Genomic DNA, 13,730 nt, shown 5'->3' with positions numbered 1-13,730 from the left:
AGCCCGATTGTTTCAAGAGTTGCTTGCAAAATAGACCAGGAGCCAATCCTTGTCGGGATTGAATGAGTGGTCACGCGAATAAAGACTGAACTGGCCCTGTGGCGAAACGCTACCGATCAGGACCCAATCCTCGCCGGGTTGGCCGAGTTCTTCTGCAAGCCGATCCATGTCGAAAATGTCGCTTAATCGGATCGACTGGATGGACCAACCCTCCCGGAGGCGGTGGTTGAGCGAATAGGCGTCGATGGGCGGTTCGAAGGCGAAGTAGCCGCGCTGCTGCAGGGTCAGTCGCCGCTGCTCGTCGCTCGACTCGCGCGGTGGCGCCAGCTGGAAGGTGCGATGATGGCCGAACTCGCCGCCGAGCGCCTTGCAGACCAGGGCGTTGTAGTAATCGTTATCGGTGGCGCACAGGAGATAGCTCAGATGTTCGTCTTCGAGTTCGTGCTCCGCGTGTTCGGACAGGACCTCCCCATAGTAAGTGCGGATGCCGTCCATCCGCACGGGCTTGAGTCGGTACCAGGATCCGTCGGCGACCAGCACGTCGACTTCGAGCTCTTTCAATTCGTTGGCCAGCGCCCGGGTCCAGTCGTTTGCGCCCACGATCAGCAGGCCGTTCTCCTCCCTGGCCGCCAGATCGAGGCGCCTCGCCAGCGGGGCGAGCGTGAGGCCGTGGATGATCACCGTTGCGAGAATCACCAGAAACACCAGGGGCATGAGGATCTGCGCTTCCGGATAGCCGGCCTCGACCAGTGCCGGCCCGAAGATGCTCGCGGTGGCGGCGGCCACGATGCCGCGTGGAGCGATCCACGCCATCAGGACCTTGTCCTGCCAGCGCATCGGCGCCCCGATAGTGGCCGTCAGAATGGTCAGGGGACGCACCGCGACCAGGACGACTGCGACGAACAGCAGCGATGACGGGCTGATGGCCTGCAAGTGCGAGGCATCCAGCTGTGTGGGAATGACGATGAATAGCACCGAGAGCAGCACGACCGTCAGGTTTTCCTTGAAATGCCGCAGGGGTTCGCGTTCGGCCAGCTGCATGTTGCCGAGTACCAGCCCCATCACCGTGACCGTCAGCAGACCGGCTTCGTGCTGGACCTGGTTGCTGGCCCAGTAGGCGGCCAGCACCAGCACCATCAGCATGGGTGGCTTGAGGTGGGTCGGAACGGCGCCCCGTCGATAGAACCAGCCCGTCAGCCAGCCACCCAGCCCCCCGAGCAGGCCGGCGACTGCGATGGCCTTGCCCAGGCTCAGAAACACAGTGCCCCAGTCTTCTCCGGAGACCGTGAAATACTGGAAGGCCAGAACGGCCAGCAGCACGCCGGCCGGATCGTTGACGATGCCTTCCCACTTGAGGAGGGACGCGGATTCCTTGTTGAGGCGCGCCTGGCGCAGCAGGGGCAGGATGACGGTCGGCCCGGTCACGACCAGGATGGCGCCGAGCACGATCGCGACCGGCCAGGTCAGGCCGGCGACGAAGTGGCCTGCGAGCGCACCCAGCAACCAGGCCAGCAGGGGGCCGAGGGTCGTCAGGCGGGTGATGCCGTGCCCGACGCGGCGGAACTCGCCCAGCTTCAGATCCATGCCGCCTTCGAAAAGAATGATCGCCACGCCGAGGCCGATCAGCTCGGTCAGCTCCTCCGGCGGCATCGCGATGTCGATCAGGCCCGTGACCGGTCCGAGCAGCAGGCCGCTGGCAATGAGAATCACGATCGCGGGCAGCCGGATCTGCCAGGCCAGCCACTGGCTGGCCAGCCCGGCCGCGAGGATGATCATCAAGAGCGTGGCGAGATGCATCGCGCGAGTTTAGCAGCACGATCGGGGAGGGTCAGGGGGATATCCGGTGTCCGGGCACGAAAAAGCCGGCACGGTGGCCGGCTTCCTCTCGGGGATCTGGTGGAGGCGGCGGGAGTCGAACCCGCGTCCGCGAACCATCTGATCCTGGTTCTACATGCTTAGCCCGCTCGATTTTTTCTCGCCGTTACGCCGCCCGAGGGGCAGGGCATACGCAACGACCAGTCCCTGTTTGATTTAACGCCATGCCCAGAGACGCGACATGACGCGATCCTGCTAAATGATCTCCGGTCGGAAGCGCAGGCTCAACCGGCGGAGAGCAGGCTGGTTTTTAGGCAGCCAGTGCGTAGTTGTCGTCGTTGGCAACTAACTTTGGTTCAACTTGTTTTACGAGGTGAGTTGAGACCTCGGCATGCCCCAGGGTACGTCCAATCCGCGTCGAAGCCAGAACGCCCCCGAAGTCGTGAAGTAAGACTAGCAGGCATCGCGAAAGTTCCGCAACTACCCGCTCACTTGCTCTTGAGAATTCGAGCCTTCTGCCGCTGCCAGTCCTTCTCCTTCTGCGCCCGGCGCTTGTCGTGCTGCTTCTTGCCGGAGGCCACGGCGATCTCGACCTTGACCTTGCCCTGTTTCCAGTACATGGCGGTGGGCACGATGGTCTGGCCCTTGCGTTCGACCAGGCCGATGAGGCGGTCGATCTCGCGGCGGTGCAGCAGCAGGCGGCGCGTTCGCGTGGGGTCCGGGTTGACGTGGGTGGAGGCCGTGGGCAGCGGCGTGATCAGGCAGCCGAACAGGAAAGCCTCGCCGTTCTTGAGCAGCACGTAGCTGTCGCCGAACTGGATCTTGCCGGCGCGCAATGCCTTGACCTCCCAGCCTTCCAGCGCGATACCCGCCTCCAGCCGCTCTTCGAGGTGAAACTCGAACTTGGCGCGCTTGTTCAGGGCGATGGTCGATGAAGACTGCTTGGTCATGGTTCCTTGGCGATCTCTCGAAGCGGTGCGCCATGATAGCGCAGCATGTTGGGTTCAGGTTTCAGGTTTCAGGTTTCAGGTTTCAGGTTTCAGGTTTCAGGAAAACCACGGGTTTCAGACCAGGTTTGCGTGTCATGCCTCGCCGGACAGTCATGATGCCCCGGCGGTTACAATCTGCCGAGTCGCTTGGGGCAGCCGTCCTGAACCCTGAAACCTGAATCCTGAAACCTGTTTTTCAATGCCCGAAGTCCATCGCTCAGCCCTCGTCCCCTACACACCCGCCCAGATGTACGGGCTTGTCCGGGACGTGGACAGCTATCCGAAGTTCCTGGCCTGGGTGCGTTCGGCTGAAGTGCACCGGGAAGATGAGTCTCATCAGCTGGCGACCCTCGAGGTGCAGCTGGCCGGGCTGGTGCGCCGCTTTACGACCCGAAACACCCTGGTGCCTGACGAAAAGCTGATCATGGAGCTCGATCGCGGACCGTTCGACGACCTGAGCGGAAGCTGGAGTTTCTCGCCGGTCGCGGAGGGGTGCCGTGTCAGCCTGGACTTGCGCTTCCACGTCGGCGGCGGGCTGTTCCTGCGTCCATTCCAGCGAAATTTTTCGCGCATGGCCGACCGGATGGTCGACGATTTCACGCGCCGCGCCCACCAGGTCCATGGCGGCTGAGCGGATTGCCATCGAAGTAGCCGCCGCGCTGCCCGGGCGGCAGGTCGTGGTTCCGCTCGAAGTGCCGAGGGGAACGACGCTGGCCCAGGCGGTGGTGTTGGCCGATCTGCCGGCAAAGCTGCCCGGCCTGGAGGTCGACGAGAACCGTCTCGGGGTTTTCGGCACGCGTCGCCGCCCCGACGAGGCGGTGGCCGAGGGTGACCGGGTGGAGGTCTATCGGCCCCTGACGGCCGACCCGAAGGAGGTCAGGCGACAACTGGCCGAGCTGGCGCGCGCCCGGAAGGGCAAGGGCTGACTCGGAAAGCGCTGGGGCGGAATCCCCGGTCCGTCAGGTGCCCGGGCCGCCGCGTTCCTCCTGGCGGAGGGACTCGAGATCCTGGATCGGTGCTTCTTCCGGATCCTGCAGCTCGTCGAGCGCTTTGCCGGCCATGCTTTTCTCGTCGAGGTAGTTGCCCTCCATCGATGCCAGGGCGCCGTTCTCGAAATACAGCGTCAGCACCCGCTTCTCCGGTTTCCCGCCGCGCGGCGCGTAGGTGTTCATGTAGTCCCAGCGGTCCTGGTGGAACGGGCTGTTGATCGAGGGCGTTCCGAGGAGTACCTGGACCTGGCGTTTTGTCATTCCGGTTTCCAGTTCGGCGACGGCATCCTCGTCGAGGACGTTGCCCTGCTGGATATCCTGCTTGTAGACGAGGCCTCCGCAGGCCGTCAGGAGCAGGGCGGCCGGAAGGATCATCGACCGGGCGAAGTTCATGGCAGTGGAAGTTTTCGACATGAGCGCAATGATACAATACAAGTCTTGCAACGAGTGGCTACCCGAGCAGGTTGGAGCATGTCAGGACAAAGCAGCGAACTCAAGAAAGCTGGCCTGAAGGTCACCCACCCGCGTCGACAGATCCTGCGCTTGCTGGAAACGACCGACCAGAAGCACATGACGGCCGACGATATCTATCGCGCCCTGGTCGACCAGGGCGAGGAAATCGGTCTGGCGACGGTCTACCGCGTGCTGGCCCAGTTCGAAGCCGCCCATCTGGTTCGCAAGCATCTGTTCGACGACGGCACGGGGCGCTCCCAGCAGGCCTGCTACGAGCTCGACGAGGGGGATCACCACGACCACATGGTCTGCCTGGAGACCGGTGAGGTCCTCGAGTTCTTCGACGAGGCGATCGAGAAGCGCCAGGAAGAGATCGCCGCCGAGCACGGCTACGAAATCGTCGATCATTCGATGGTGCTCTACGTACGGCCGCGCAAGCAGTAACGCTTCGCGGCTACTCGTTTCCCTCCAGCATTTCCCGCGCATGCGCCAGGCTTCTCTCGGAGTCGGCGCTGCCCAGCATCCGGGCGATTTCGCGTTCCCGGGCTCCGCCGTCCAGGGTTTCCACTGACAGCGCGGTTGCCTTGCGTCCTTTTTTCTTGCTTACGCGCAGCTGGTGATCGGCCCGGGCGGCCACCTGCGCCAGGTGGGTGACGCACATTGCCTGGCCGGCGCCGGCCGCCTCGCGCAGGAAGCGGCCGACGGCGTGAGCCGTTTCGCCGCCCACGCCGGCGTCCACTTCGTCGAATATTCGCGTCCGGGGGCCCTCGCCGCCGTCGGCAGCAATCATCAGGGCCAGGGCAACGCGCGACAGTTCCCCGCCCGAGGCCACTTTGGACAGCGGCTGGAGCGCCTGCCCGGGGTTGGCATTGAACCCGATTCGCACGCGGTCCATGCCGTGCGGTGACGGTTCCGCGGCCTGGTCGGGGTCGACCTGGAAGGCCAGCTCGGCTGTGTCCATGCCGAGATCCGCGAGGCGTCCGGTAACGAGCCCGGACAGCTTCTTCGCGGCCGCTTCGCGAGCCCGGCTGAGCTCCTCCGCCGCTTCCCGCCAGCGTTGGGCTGCGATATCCAGTGACCTGGCGAGTTCGGCGCGCCGCTCGTCCTGGTTTTCCAGTGCCTCCAGCCGGGCGCCGAGCTTCTCGGTCAGGGCGGGGAGTTCGGCGGGCTGGACGCGGTGCTTTCTTGCCAGGTCCAGGGATTTCTCCAGTCTGCGGTTGACCGCGGCCAGCCGCTCGGGATCGCCCTCGTCCTCGCTGCCGAGACGCTCGAGGTTGGCCATCGCCTCGTCGACGTTGATGCGCGCTTCCTCGAGCATCCGGGCCGTCTCGTCGAGCTCCGGCTCGATTTCCCTTACGGGGTCGAGCGCCTGGATCGCCTGGTGCAGTAGGCTCCGGGCGCCGGGGCCGTTGTCGCTGTCGAGCGCGTTGCCGGCGGAAGCCATTGCGAGTCGGATGTCGTCGCTGCGCGCCAGGCGCTCCTGCTCCTGCTCGAGTGACTCGAACTCGCCCTCGATCAGTGCCAGGTCGGAGAGTTCGCGAGCCTGGAAGCGAAGTAGTTCCAGCTGGTCGGCGTCCCCGACCTCCGATTCGAGCTGGTCGAGGGCGGCGCGAGCGTCCCGCCAGCGTTCGTGGGCGGCCGCGACCGCGTCGAGCGTCTTGCCGCTGACCTGTCGGTCCAGCAGTCGGCGCTGCACGGCCGGCTTCTCGAGTTGCTGGTGTTCGTGTTGCCCGTGAATCTCGACGAGCAGGCCGCCGAGCTCGGCCAGTTGCCCCACCGTGGCCGAGCGCCCGTTGATCCAGGCGCGCGACCCGCTCGGGGACGTCAGTACGCGGCGCAGGATGAGTTCGTCGCCTTCCTCGAGGGCCTGGTCGACCAGCCATTGCCTGGCGGGCTCGGATTTCTCGAGCGAGAAGACGGCTTCGAGTTCGGCCTGCTCGTGCCCTTCGGCGATCAGTCCCGCCTCGGCGCGATCGCCGAGCAGCAGTCCAAGGGCGTCGACCAGGATCGACTTCCCCGCACCGGTTTCGCCGGTTATGGCGGTGAATCCGGGGTCGATGTCGATCTCGACTTCGCTGACGATGGCGAAATGGCGAATGGCGAGGTGGCGGAGCATGCGGGTTCCGGTCGGGCCAGAAGGGCAACAAGCTAGCACCAAGAGCGGCTTCTAACAACTCCGGTTGTATTGGCGCGGGAGGGCCCCCATTGTTGCGCGCAGGATCAATACGTTCACGACCAAGGCGAACCGATATGGGTGACAAGAACGAAGCAGCCAACGCCGAACAGAACGCGGCAGACGAGCAGGCCAGCCAGGCAGAAGCCGCCGACGCAAGCGAGGAAGAGGCCGTGCAGGATTCCGGCTCGGGCGAGCTCGAGCACGAAGTCGATAAGCTGCGCGAGGCCCTGATGCGCATGCGTGCGGACATGGACAACATGCAAAAGCGCGCCGAGCGTGAAATGGACAAGGCCCGTCGCTATCAGCACGAGGCCATCATGCGCGACCTGCTGCCGGTCATCGACGGACTCGAGCAGGGGCTGGAGAACGCCGCCGAGGGCGATTCGGCCCGCGAAGGGCTCGAGCTGACCCGGAAGCTCCTGCTCAAGGCGCTCGAGGATCACGGCCTGGAGGTGCTGAATCCGGAAGGCGAGCGATTCGATCCGCAGTGGCACGAGGCGATGAGCATGCAGCCCAGCGAGGATGCCGAACCCGATACGGTCATCATGGTGCTGCAGAAGGGTTATCGCCTCGACGATCGCCTGCTGCGGGCGGCACGAGTCATCGTCGCCAGCGAGCCCTGAGCGACCTGCGGCCGGGGCGGGGCGATTGAAATGAGCCCTGTCGGGCCCCACTAAACGGCTAGAACGCTTTCTCAGCGAAGTCTCAACCAGTTTCAATACGAAATCGAACAGGATCACAAGACCATGAGCAAGATTATCGGCATCGACCTGGGAACCACCAATTCCTGCGTCGCCGTCATGGAAGGCGGCAAGACACGCGTCATCGAGAACGCCGAGGGCGATCGCACGACGCCGTCGGTCGTCGCCTTCACGAAGGACGACGAGGTACTGGTCGGCCAGCCGGCCAAGCGCCAGGCCGTCACCAATCCCGACCGCACCCTTTACGCGGTCAAGCGCCTGATCGGCCGCAAGTTCAACGAGAAGGTCGTCCAGAAGGACATCAAACTGGTGCCCTACAAGATCATCGAGGCGGACAACGGGGACGCCTGGGTGCAGGTGGGCGACAACAAGATGGCGCCGCCGGAGATTTCCGCGCGCGTGCTCATGAAGATGAAGAAGACCGCCGAGGATTACCTGGGCGAGGAAGTCACTCAGGCGGTCATCACCGTGCCGGCTTACTTCAACGATTCCCAGCGCCAGGCGACCAAGGACGCCGGCAAGATTGCCGGTCTCGAGGTCAAGCGCATCATCAACGAGCCGACCGCCGCTTCCCTGGCCTACGGGCTGGACAAGGAAGGCGGTGACCGCAAGGTCGCCGTCTACGACCTCGGCGGCGGCACCTTCGACATCTCGATCATCGAGATTGCCGACGTCGACGGCGAAAAGCAGTTCGAAGTGCTGGCCACCAACGGCGACACCTTCCTGGGTGGTGAGGACTTCGACCTGCGCCTGATCGACTACCTCGCCGGCGAGTTCAAGAAGGAGCAGGGCATCGACCTGCACAACGACCCGCTGGCGCTGCAGCGCCTGCGCGAAGGTGCCGAACGCGCCAAGATCGAGTTGTCTTCGGCCCAGCAGACCGAGATCAATCTGCCGTACATCACGGCCGACCAGTCCGGTCCGAAGCACCTCAACATCAAGGTCACGCGCTCGAAGCTCGAGTCGCTGGTCGAAGAGCTGGTCAAGCGTTCCATCGAGCCCTGCCGCACGGCGCTCAACGACGCCGGCCTGAAAGTCGGCGACATCGACGAGGTCATCCTGGTCGGCGGCCAGACCCGTATGCCGGCCGTCCAGAAAGCCGTGTCCGACTTCTTCGGCAAGGATCCGCGCAAGGACGTCAACCCGGACGAAGCCGTGGCCGTGGGCGCTGCCATCCAGGGCGGCGTACTGGCCGGCGACGTCAAGGACGTGCTGCTGCTCGACGTCACCCCGCTGTCGCTGGGCATCGAGACCCTGGGCGGGGTGTTCACCAAGCTGATCGAGAAGAACACCACGATCCCGACGCGTGCCTCGCAGGTCTTCTCGACCGCCGAGGACAATCAGTCGGCGGTGACCGTGCATGTCCTGCAGGGCGAGCGCGAGCAGGCTTCCGCCAACAAGTCCCTGGCGCGCTTCGATCTGACCGGCATTCCGGCCGCGCCTCGGGGCGTCCCGCAGATCGAGGTCACCTTCGACATCGACGCCAACGGTATCCTGCACGTGTCGGCCAAGGACCAGGCCACCGGACAGGAGCAGCGCGTCGAGGTCAAGGCCGGCTCCGGTCTCTCGGACGAAGAGATCGAGAAGATGGTCCAGGACGCCGAGGCGCACCGCGAGGAAGACAAGAAGTTCCACGAGCTGGTTTCCGCGCGCAACAACGCCGACCAGGTGGCACACGCCACGCGCAGCAGCCTCGAGGAACACGGCGACCAGCTCGACGAGTCGGTCAAGAAGCAGATCGAGGATGCGCTGGCCAAGGTCGACGAGGCGGTCAAGGGCGATGACAAGGAAGCCATCGATTCGGCCGTCAACGAGCTGCAGCAAGCTGGTGCAGAGCTTTACAAGGCCGCGGCCGAAAAGGCCCAGGCCCAGGAGGGCGGCGCCGAATCGGCCGGTGAGCAGGGCGGCGAGTCTTCCTCGAGCGACGAGGAAGTGGTCGACGCCGAGTTCACCGAAGTCGACGACGACGAGAAGAAGTGACTGGTTAGTTGGTTGATTGGTTTTTTGGTTTTTTGGTTGCTCGAGACGCCGTTGTCATTCGAAAGTCGAAGCGGCAAAGGTGCTCTCGGGCAGCCATCGAAGAACCAAACGAACAAACCAACAAACTAGCGAACCAACAAACGGGCTTTTATGTCTGCTGATTATTACGACACTCTCGGCGTCTCGCGCGACGCCTCGACCGACGAAATCCGCAAGGCGTACCGGCGCATGGCGCGCAAGTATCATCCGGACCGCAATCCGGACGATCCCGATGCCGAGGACAAGTTCAAGGAAGTGCGCGAGGCGCACGACGTGCTCAAGGACGAGCAGAAGCGTGCGGCCTACGATCGTTTCGGCCACGCGGGCGTCAACGGCGGCATGGGCGGCGGTGGCGGCCCCCAGGGCGGCTTTGGCGACATCAACGATATTTTCGGCGACATCTTCGGGGATATCTTCGGCGGCGGACGTCGGCGGCAGAGCCAGTCGCGCCGCGGCCAGGATCTTCGCTACACGCTCGAACTCGACCTGGAAGAAGCCGTCACCGGCGTGGAAAAGGAAGTCAGCCTGCCCACGCTGGGCGAGTGCGAAACCTGCAGCGGCACCGGCTCCAAGGGCGGCCAGCTTCACGTGTGCTCGACCTGCGGCGGTCAGGGTCAGGTTCGCATGCAGCAGGGCTTCTTTTCCGTGCAGCAGACCTGTCCGGCCTGCCGCGGCAGCGGCCGGACGATCAAGGACCCCTGCAATGACTGTAGCGGTACTGGCCAGGTCCGCGAGACCAAGACCCTGCAGATCCGCATTCCGGCCGGTGTCGACACCGGCGATCGTATTCGCCTCAGCGGCGAGGGCGGCGCCGGCGCCCAGGGCGGCGGTGCCGGCGATCTCTACGTTGACATCCAGGTACGCCCGCACCCGCTGTTCCAGCGCGACGGAGACGACCTGTTCTGCGACGTGCCCATCACGATCACGACCGCGGCGCTGGGCGGCCAGCTCAAGGTGCCCACGCTCGACGGCTCGGTGATGCTCAAGATTCCGGCCGAAACGCAGTCCGGCAAGGTCTTCCGCGTTCGCGGCAAGGGCGTGCAGTCGGTCCGCTCACGTTCGGCCGGGGACCTGCTTTGCCGGGTCGAGGTCGAAACGCCGGTCAACCTCAGCCGTGAGCAGAAAGACCTGCTCAAGCAGCTGCAGGATAGCCTGGACGACCAGCCCGACCAGAGTCCCCAGTCATCCGGCTGGACGGACAAGGTGAAGAGCTTCTTCGATCGAATGGGCTTCTGATCGGAGCCCACGATGGGTTAATCTTGCGGGTCATGAGCCTGCAGATTCTCGTCAGCGGCGCCACCGGCGCGGTGGGCCGCACCATCCTCGAAGCCATCGAATCCGATGAGCACCTGGCCGTGGCCGGGGAGGCAACCCGCCGTCAGTTCTTCGAACCCGACGTCGATGCGGACGTCATCATCGATTTCTCGCATCCGGAACTGCTCGAACGGGTTGTCCACTTCGCATCACGCAGGCGCATTCCGCTGGTCACCGGCACGACCGCCCTGGGTGAGCGCCTCCAGGCGCAGATCTACGAGGCCGCCGAGCGTGTCGCCGTGTGCCAGGCGGCGAATTTCAGCATCGGTGTCAACCTGCTGGTGCGCCTGGCCTATCAGGCGACCCGCGCGCTGGGCGAGGACTTCGACATCGAGATTCTCGAGGCGCACCATCGCCGCAAACTGGATGCCCCCTCGGGCACGGCGCTATGGCTCGGCGACGCCGTCGCAAGGGCCCGGGGCCAGAAGTTGACCGAATGCGCTGTCTACGACCGAAGTCAGCACAGGTCGGCCCGAACGCGCGGGGAAATCGGCTTCCAGGCCATTCGGGGCGGAGACGTCGCCGGCGAGCACACCGTGTATTTCCTGGCCGACGGCGAGCGCCTGGAACTGTCTCACCGGGCCAGCGATCGCCGGGTTTTCGCCCGCGGCGCGCTGCTGGCGGCGCGACGGATCATCGACGAATCGGCCGGCTTGATCGACTTTTCCGACCTGGTCCTGAAGTCGGCCTGAAATCTCCGAAAAAGGTTTGACAGCCCTGAAATCCTCGACTAGAATGCTCGGCTTGTTGTGGGGCCATAGCTCAGCTGGGAGAGCGCTACAATGGCATTGTAGAGGTCGGCGGTTCGATCCCGCCTGGCTCCACCAATAAGGTTTCTGAAAGCTTCGTTTTCGACGTTTTCAGTCCCCATCGTCTAGAGGCCTAGGACACCGCCCTTTCACGGCGGCGACCGGGGTTCGAATCCCCGTGGGGACGCCATACAAAACAAGGGTTTAGCAATATGGGCCCTTGAACGTGTCAAACTTCTGTCAAACGTACGCCTCGCCGTTTGATAGGGTTTGACACAAGAAACTAGGCCTCGGGCTTCGGCTCGGGGCCTTTTTCTTTTCCGACACCAGCCCGCGCCGTTTTCCTACAAGCCGCCGCGCTGATCTCTGACCGGCTATGATGCCCACAGCGGGTCCCCATCCCGCGAGTCGCCCGGCCGTCCCCCTACTGCCAACGCCAAGCAAGCCCCAGGCCGGGCGGCGATTCCCTTTGATATTTGACCACCGCCAACGCGCCCGGCTATTCTCGCCGGCATGGGATGGCTGGCAGCACTTCTACTTACCGGGCAGGTCTACTGGTGCGACGTCGACGGGGAACGGCGGATGCAGAATTGGCCGTGTGACGAAGACCAGCCTCGGACCACCGCCGAAGCGCCGGCCGAGCCCCAGCCAGCTCGTGCCACCGCCCCGCGTGAGCGGCCCGCCCTGGTCAATCTCTCCATCCGCTCGCATTGTCGCGAGATTCGCGAGTCTACGGGCAGCTACCAGGTCGAACAGGCATGCGTCGAGGGGGAGCAGGAAGCCCGCTCCGAGTTACGCTCGATGAGCATCCCGCCTGAGATTCTGGCCCATTGCAACGAGATCGGGCAGCGGACGGGGAGCTATCAGGTTTTGCAGGCCTGTGTGGGCGGGGAGATTGAAGCCAAGCGGGCGCTCCCCTGATTCTTCTGCCTGGGCGCGAGAGTTATGTCGGAAACCATCATCTCTGCTGTTTTCAAGTTCATCGGCCGCCTGGGCAGAGCATCTTGGTGGCGCGAGCGCTTGGAGTTGGGCGACATCGTTGGGGTTTTTCCTCACAGCCGGATATCCGTAAAGTTGAAACTTCGAAACAAGGCGGACGTTGCAGCCGCGATTCACGGGGCTGTCGTCGACTTCGAGGGCGATGAAAAACGGCAGGCGCGCGCCTGGGTGCTTTCCAAGGATCAGTCGAAGGACTGGCTGCCGATCGGACGAAGCGAACTGATCGTCGACTGGGAGCCGTCTTCAGGCGATGGCGCTGTGAGCGGAATCAGAGTCACAATCGAAGGTGTCGAGTTGGCAGTCTCAGGCGAAGGGATAGAAAAGATTCGGGCCGAAATTGCCGCTCGAAAATAACGGCTCAAAGTAGCCTGTCACCCGAGCCCTACTGAGTGGATCCGTCGAACGGCATCACCAGCCACCAGCCCGGCACGTCCAGAGCCGTGGCGAGCACGTCCAGGTCGTCAGTGCCGAACCGCGAATCATCGAGCGCGCCGGACAGCAGCGCCTCGATGCGCTCGGGCGTCAGGCCGGAAACCTGGGACAGGTATCGGCCACGGTGGTCGGCCGGGATACCGAGAACGGACAGACGCTCATGGGCTCGGGCTTGAATCAGGGTCATGGTGTCCATGCCCTGAGTATGCGCCGGGTGGTCAGCAATAGGGTGCTGAAACGAGAAAGCCCGGCGCGGGGCCCGGCTCTCGTCATCACATTGATCCTTCGAGCTCTACGCGGCGTCTCTGTCGCGCGCCAACTCGAATGCTTCCTTGGAGCCGCTCTCCAGCACGTCCAGCGCGGCCCGCAGCGTGTGCTCAAGGTCGACCAGATCGTGATCCTCGCTGACAGCCATCAGGACCGTCCTGAGCAACCCCTGGGCACGATATAGGTCGTTGCCAGCGATCACGTAGCTGTGTTCCGGCACGGCAAAGGGGCCGCAGCGTTCCAGGCCGGCCGTTCGCTCCAGCGTTGGGTCGCTGGCCTCGGCAGCGGGCGCCTGGTCCCCGGTCAAAACGGTTGCCAGGTCGTCGCCGGCCTGGTGCAACATGCTCGACAGCGCCCATGCCATCCGGTGAAACGATGGGCCGCTGATCCGGTCGGCTTTCTCGAGGTCGAGCTGCATCAAGGTGTCTGCTAGGCCGGTAGCTTGGGCAATGGCGTCTTCGAGGCGAAGGCGGGCGTCAGATACCCGGTTCTGGTGGTGGTTCATGGTTCGATCTCCTGTAGTTCATCCATGGATGGCCAAGGGTGGCCGGGAACTGGATACCGCTACAGGAACGGCCCGCTTATTCCCGCCGAAGCGGTCTTGTATTCGCGGATTCCCGACCATCGAATCGTCGGGCACAAGAAACCGCGCTGTCGGGCGCGGCGATCCGCCTGTAATGAGGTATCCAGCCTCACGGCCAGCATAGCGCCGGCCGATCACCGCGCGCAAGCGGTCAGGGCTTCGATGGTAGCGGGGGCAGTCCCTCCCAGTCCGTGGTGTCACCGCCTGAGTACCAGCAGACCCACGGAACGCCTTCCTCATCGAC

The 13,730-nt window shown here is 64.1% G+C and carries 15 protein-coding genes, 2 tRNA genes and 1 other RNA gene; 11 read left to right on the top strand and 7 right to left on the bottom strand.

The features are described 5' to 3' along the window. Positions 1-12: 12 nt before the first annotated feature. The 3 genes from DZC52_RS14155 to smpB all read right to left on the bottom strand — a co-directional run bounded on the left by DZC52_RS14155 (position 13) and on the right by smpB (position 2,765). Entirely contained in the window at positions 13-1,797 is a 1,785-nt protein-coding gene (locus DZC52_RS14155; RefSeq protein WP_116651795.1) for a cation:proton antiporter, read from the bottom strand. Positions 1,798-1,894: 97 nt separating this feature from the next. After that, positions 1,895-2,251: a transfer-messenger RNA gene (gene ssrA, locus DZC52_RS14150) on the bottom strand. Between the two features lie 52 nt (positions 2,252-2,303). Further along, positions 2,304-2,765, bottom strand: coding sequence for an SsrA-binding protein SmpB (gene smpB / locus DZC52_RS14145; RefSeq protein WP_116651794.1), 462 nt, complete (start codon positions 2,763-2,765; stop codon positions 2,304-2,306). 238 nt (positions 2,766-3,003) lie between these two features. Here smpB and DZC52_RS14140 point away from each other — a divergent pair, with 238 nt between their 5' ends. Then, positions 3,004-3,435: a type II toxin-antitoxin system RatA family toxin gene (locus DZC52_RS14140; RefSeq protein ID WP_116651793.1), complete on the top strand. Its 432-nt coding sequence runs from the start codon at positions 3,004-3,006 to the stop codon at positions 3,433-3,435. Beyond that, positions 3,425-3,730 carry an RnfH family protein gene (locus DZC52_RS14135; protein WP_116651792.1) on the top strand — a complete coding sequence of 102 codons (306 nt, stop codon included), beginning with the start codon at positions 3,425-3,427 and terminating at the stop codon, positions 3,728-3,730. The genes DZC52_RS14140 and DZC52_RS14135 overlap by 11 nt, the downstream gene beginning before the upstream one ends. Before the next feature lie 33 nt (positions 3,731-3,763). Here the strand turns inward: DZC52_RS14135 and DZC52_RS14130 are convergent, their stop codons facing one another. Beyond that, a complete protein-coding gene (locus DZC52_RS14130) occupies positions 3,764-4,186 on the bottom strand; it encodes an outer membrane protein assembly factor BamE (protein WP_116651791.1) in 423 nt (140 codons plus the stop codon). Between the two features lie 78 nt (positions 4,187-4,264). Between DZC52_RS14130 and fur the strand changes: the two genes are divergently transcribed. Further along, the gene (fur, locus tag DZC52_RS14125; protein ID WP_116651790.1) at positions 4,265-4,690 is read left to right on the top strand and encodes a ferric iron uptake transcriptional regulator; all 426 of its coding nucleotides are present in this window, start codon (positions 4,265-4,267) and stop codon (positions 4,688-4,690) included. A 10-nt stretch (positions 4,691-4,700) separates the two neighbouring features. On the opposite strand, the gene recN is transcribed toward fur, so the two are convergent. Next, positions 4,701-6,362 (bottom strand): DNA repair protein RecN, encoded by a 1,662-nt coding sequence (recN, locus tag DZC52_RS14120; RefSeq protein ID WP_116651789.1) that lies wholly within the window; start codon positions 6,360-6,362, stop codon positions 4,701-4,703. 134 nt (positions 6,363-6,496) lie between these two features. Between recN and grpE the strand changes: the two genes are divergently transcribed. From grpE to DZC52_RS14080, 8 genes are all read left to right on the top strand, one after another. Beyond that, positions 6,497-7,045 carry a nucleotide exchange factor GrpE gene (gene grpE / locus DZC52_RS14115; RefSeq protein WP_116651788.1) on the top strand — a complete coding sequence of 183 codons (549 nt, stop codon included), beginning with the start codon at positions 6,497-6,499 and terminating at the stop codon, positions 7,043-7,045. A gap of 123 nt (positions 7,046-7,168) precedes the next feature. Further along, positions 7,169-9,103 (top strand): molecular chaperone DnaK, encoded by a 1,935-nt coding sequence (gene dnaK, locus DZC52_RS14110; RefSeq protein ID WP_116651787.1) that lies wholly within the window; start codon positions 7,169-7,171, stop codon positions 9,101-9,103. A 150-nt stretch (positions 9,104-9,253) separates the two neighbouring features. Then, positions 9,254-10,378 (top strand): molecular chaperone DnaJ, encoded by a 1,125-nt coding sequence (gene dnaJ, locus DZC52_RS14105; RefSeq protein ID WP_116651786.1) that lies wholly within the window; start codon positions 9,254-9,256, stop codon positions 10,376-10,378. A gap of 32 nt (positions 10,379-10,410) precedes the next feature. Beyond that, the gene (gene dapB, locus DZC52_RS14100; protein ID WP_116651785.1) at positions 10,411-11,148 is read left to right on the top strand and encodes a 4-hydroxy-tetrahydrodipicolinate reductase; all 738 of its coding nucleotides are present in this window, start codon (positions 10,411-10,413) and stop codon (positions 11,146-11,148) included. 59 nt (positions 11,149-11,207) lie between these two features. Beyond that, a tRNA-Ala gene (locus tag DZC52_RS14095) sits at positions 11,208-11,283 on the top strand. Positions 11,284-11,319: 36 nt separating this feature from the next. Then, positions 11,320-11,395: transfer RNA gene (locus DZC52_RS14090), tRNA-Glu, on the top strand. A gap of 323 nt (positions 11,396-11,718) precedes the next feature. After that, positions 11,719-12,126, top strand: a complete 408-nt coding sequence (locus DZC52_RS14085) for a hypothetical protein (RefSeq protein ID WP_116651784.1) — start codon at positions 11,719-11,721, stop codon at positions 12,124-12,126. 24 nt (positions 12,127-12,150) lie between these two features. Further along, a complete protein-coding gene (locus DZC52_RS14080; protein WP_116651783.1) occupies positions 12,151-12,558 on the top strand; it encodes a hypothetical protein in 408 nt (135 codons plus the stop codon). A gap of 28 nt (positions 12,559-12,586) precedes the next feature. Here DZC52_RS14080 and DZC52_RS14075 read toward each other — a convergent pair whose 3' ends face one another. Beyond that, entirely contained in the window at positions 12,587-12,823 is a 237-nt protein-coding gene (locus tag DZC52_RS14075; protein WP_147307717.1) for a hypothetical protein, read from the bottom strand. A 105-nt stretch (positions 12,824-12,928) separates the two neighbouring features. Next, positions 12,929-13,408, bottom strand: a complete 480-nt coding sequence (locus DZC52_RS14070; protein WP_116651781.1) for a hypothetical protein — start codon at positions 13,406-13,408, stop codon at positions 12,929-12,931. Positions 13,409-13,730: the final 322 nt, after the last annotated feature.

It is taken from the genome of Wenzhouxiangella sediminis (assembly GCF_003410055.1).
In the GTDB taxonomy this organism is placed as follows: domain Bacteria; phylum Pseudomonadota; class Gammaproteobacteria; order Xanthomonadales; family Wenzhouxiangellaceae; genus Wenzhouxiangella; species Wenzhouxiangella sediminis.
This window is presented reverse-complemented; position numbering and strand designations above follow the sequence as displayed.

What these genes read in the sequence shown, in the direction of transcription:
- DZC52_RS14155 (WP_116651795.1), bottom strand. Translation starts at nt 1,797, where the DNA reads ATGCATCTCGCCACGCTCTTGATGATCATCCTCGCGGCCGGGCTGGCC.
- smpB (WP_116651794.1), bottom strand. Translation starts at nt 2,765, where the DNA reads ATGACCAAGCAGTCTTCATCGACCATCGCCCTGAACAAGCGCGCCAAG.
- DZC52_RS14140 (WP_116651793.1), top strand. Translation starts at nt 3,004, where the DNA reads ATGCCCGAAGTCCATCGCTCAGCCCTCGTCCCCTACACACCCGCCCAG.
- DZC52_RS14135 (WP_116651792.1), top strand. Translation starts at nt 3,425, where the DNA reads ATGGCGGCTGAGCGGATTGCCATCGAAGTAGCCGCCGCGCTGCCCGGG.
- DZC52_RS14130 (WP_116651791.1), bottom strand. Translation starts at nt 4,186, where the DNA reads ATGAACTTCGCCCGGTCGATGATCCTTCCGGCCGCCCTGCTCCTGACG.
- fur (WP_116651790.1), top strand. Translation starts at nt 4,265, where the DNA reads ATGTCAGGACAAAGCAGCGAACTCAAGAAAGCTGGCCTGAAGGTCACC.
- recN (WP_116651789.1), bottom strand. Translation starts at nt 6,362, where the DNA reads ATGCTCCGCCACCTCGCCATTCGCCATTTCGCCATCGTCAGCGAAGTC.
- grpE (WP_116651788.1), top strand. Translation starts at nt 6,497, where the DNA reads ATGGGTGACAAGAACGAAGCAGCCAACGCCGAACAGAACGCGGCAGAC.
- dnaK (WP_116651787.1), top strand. Translation starts at nt 7,169, where the DNA reads ATGAGCAAGATTATCGGCATCGACCTGGGAACCACCAATTCCTGCGTC.
- dnaJ (WP_116651786.1), top strand. Translation starts at nt 9,254, where the DNA reads ATGTCTGCTGATTATTACGACACTCTCGGCGTCTCGCGCGACGCCTCG.
- dapB (WP_116651785.1), top strand. Translation starts at nt 10,411, where the DNA reads ATGAGCCTGCAGATTCTCGTCAGCGGCGCCACCGGCGCGGTGGGCCGC.
- DZC52_RS14085 (WP_116651784.1), top strand. Translation starts at nt 11,719, where the DNA reads ATGGGATGGCTGGCAGCACTTCTACTTACCGGGCAGGTCTACTGGTGC.
- DZC52_RS14080 (WP_116651783.1), top strand. Translation starts at nt 12,151, where the DNA reads ATGTCGGAAACCATCATCTCTGCTGTTTTCAAGTTCATCGGCCGCCTG.
- DZC52_RS14075 (WP_147307717.1), bottom strand. Translation starts at nt 12,823, where the DNA reads ATGACCCTGATTCAAGCCCGAGCCCATGAGCGTCTGTCCGTTCTCGGT.
- DZC52_RS14070 (WP_116651781.1), bottom strand. Translation starts at nt 13,408, where the DNA reads ATGAACCACCACCAGAACCGGGTATCTGACGCCCGCCTTCGCCTCGAA.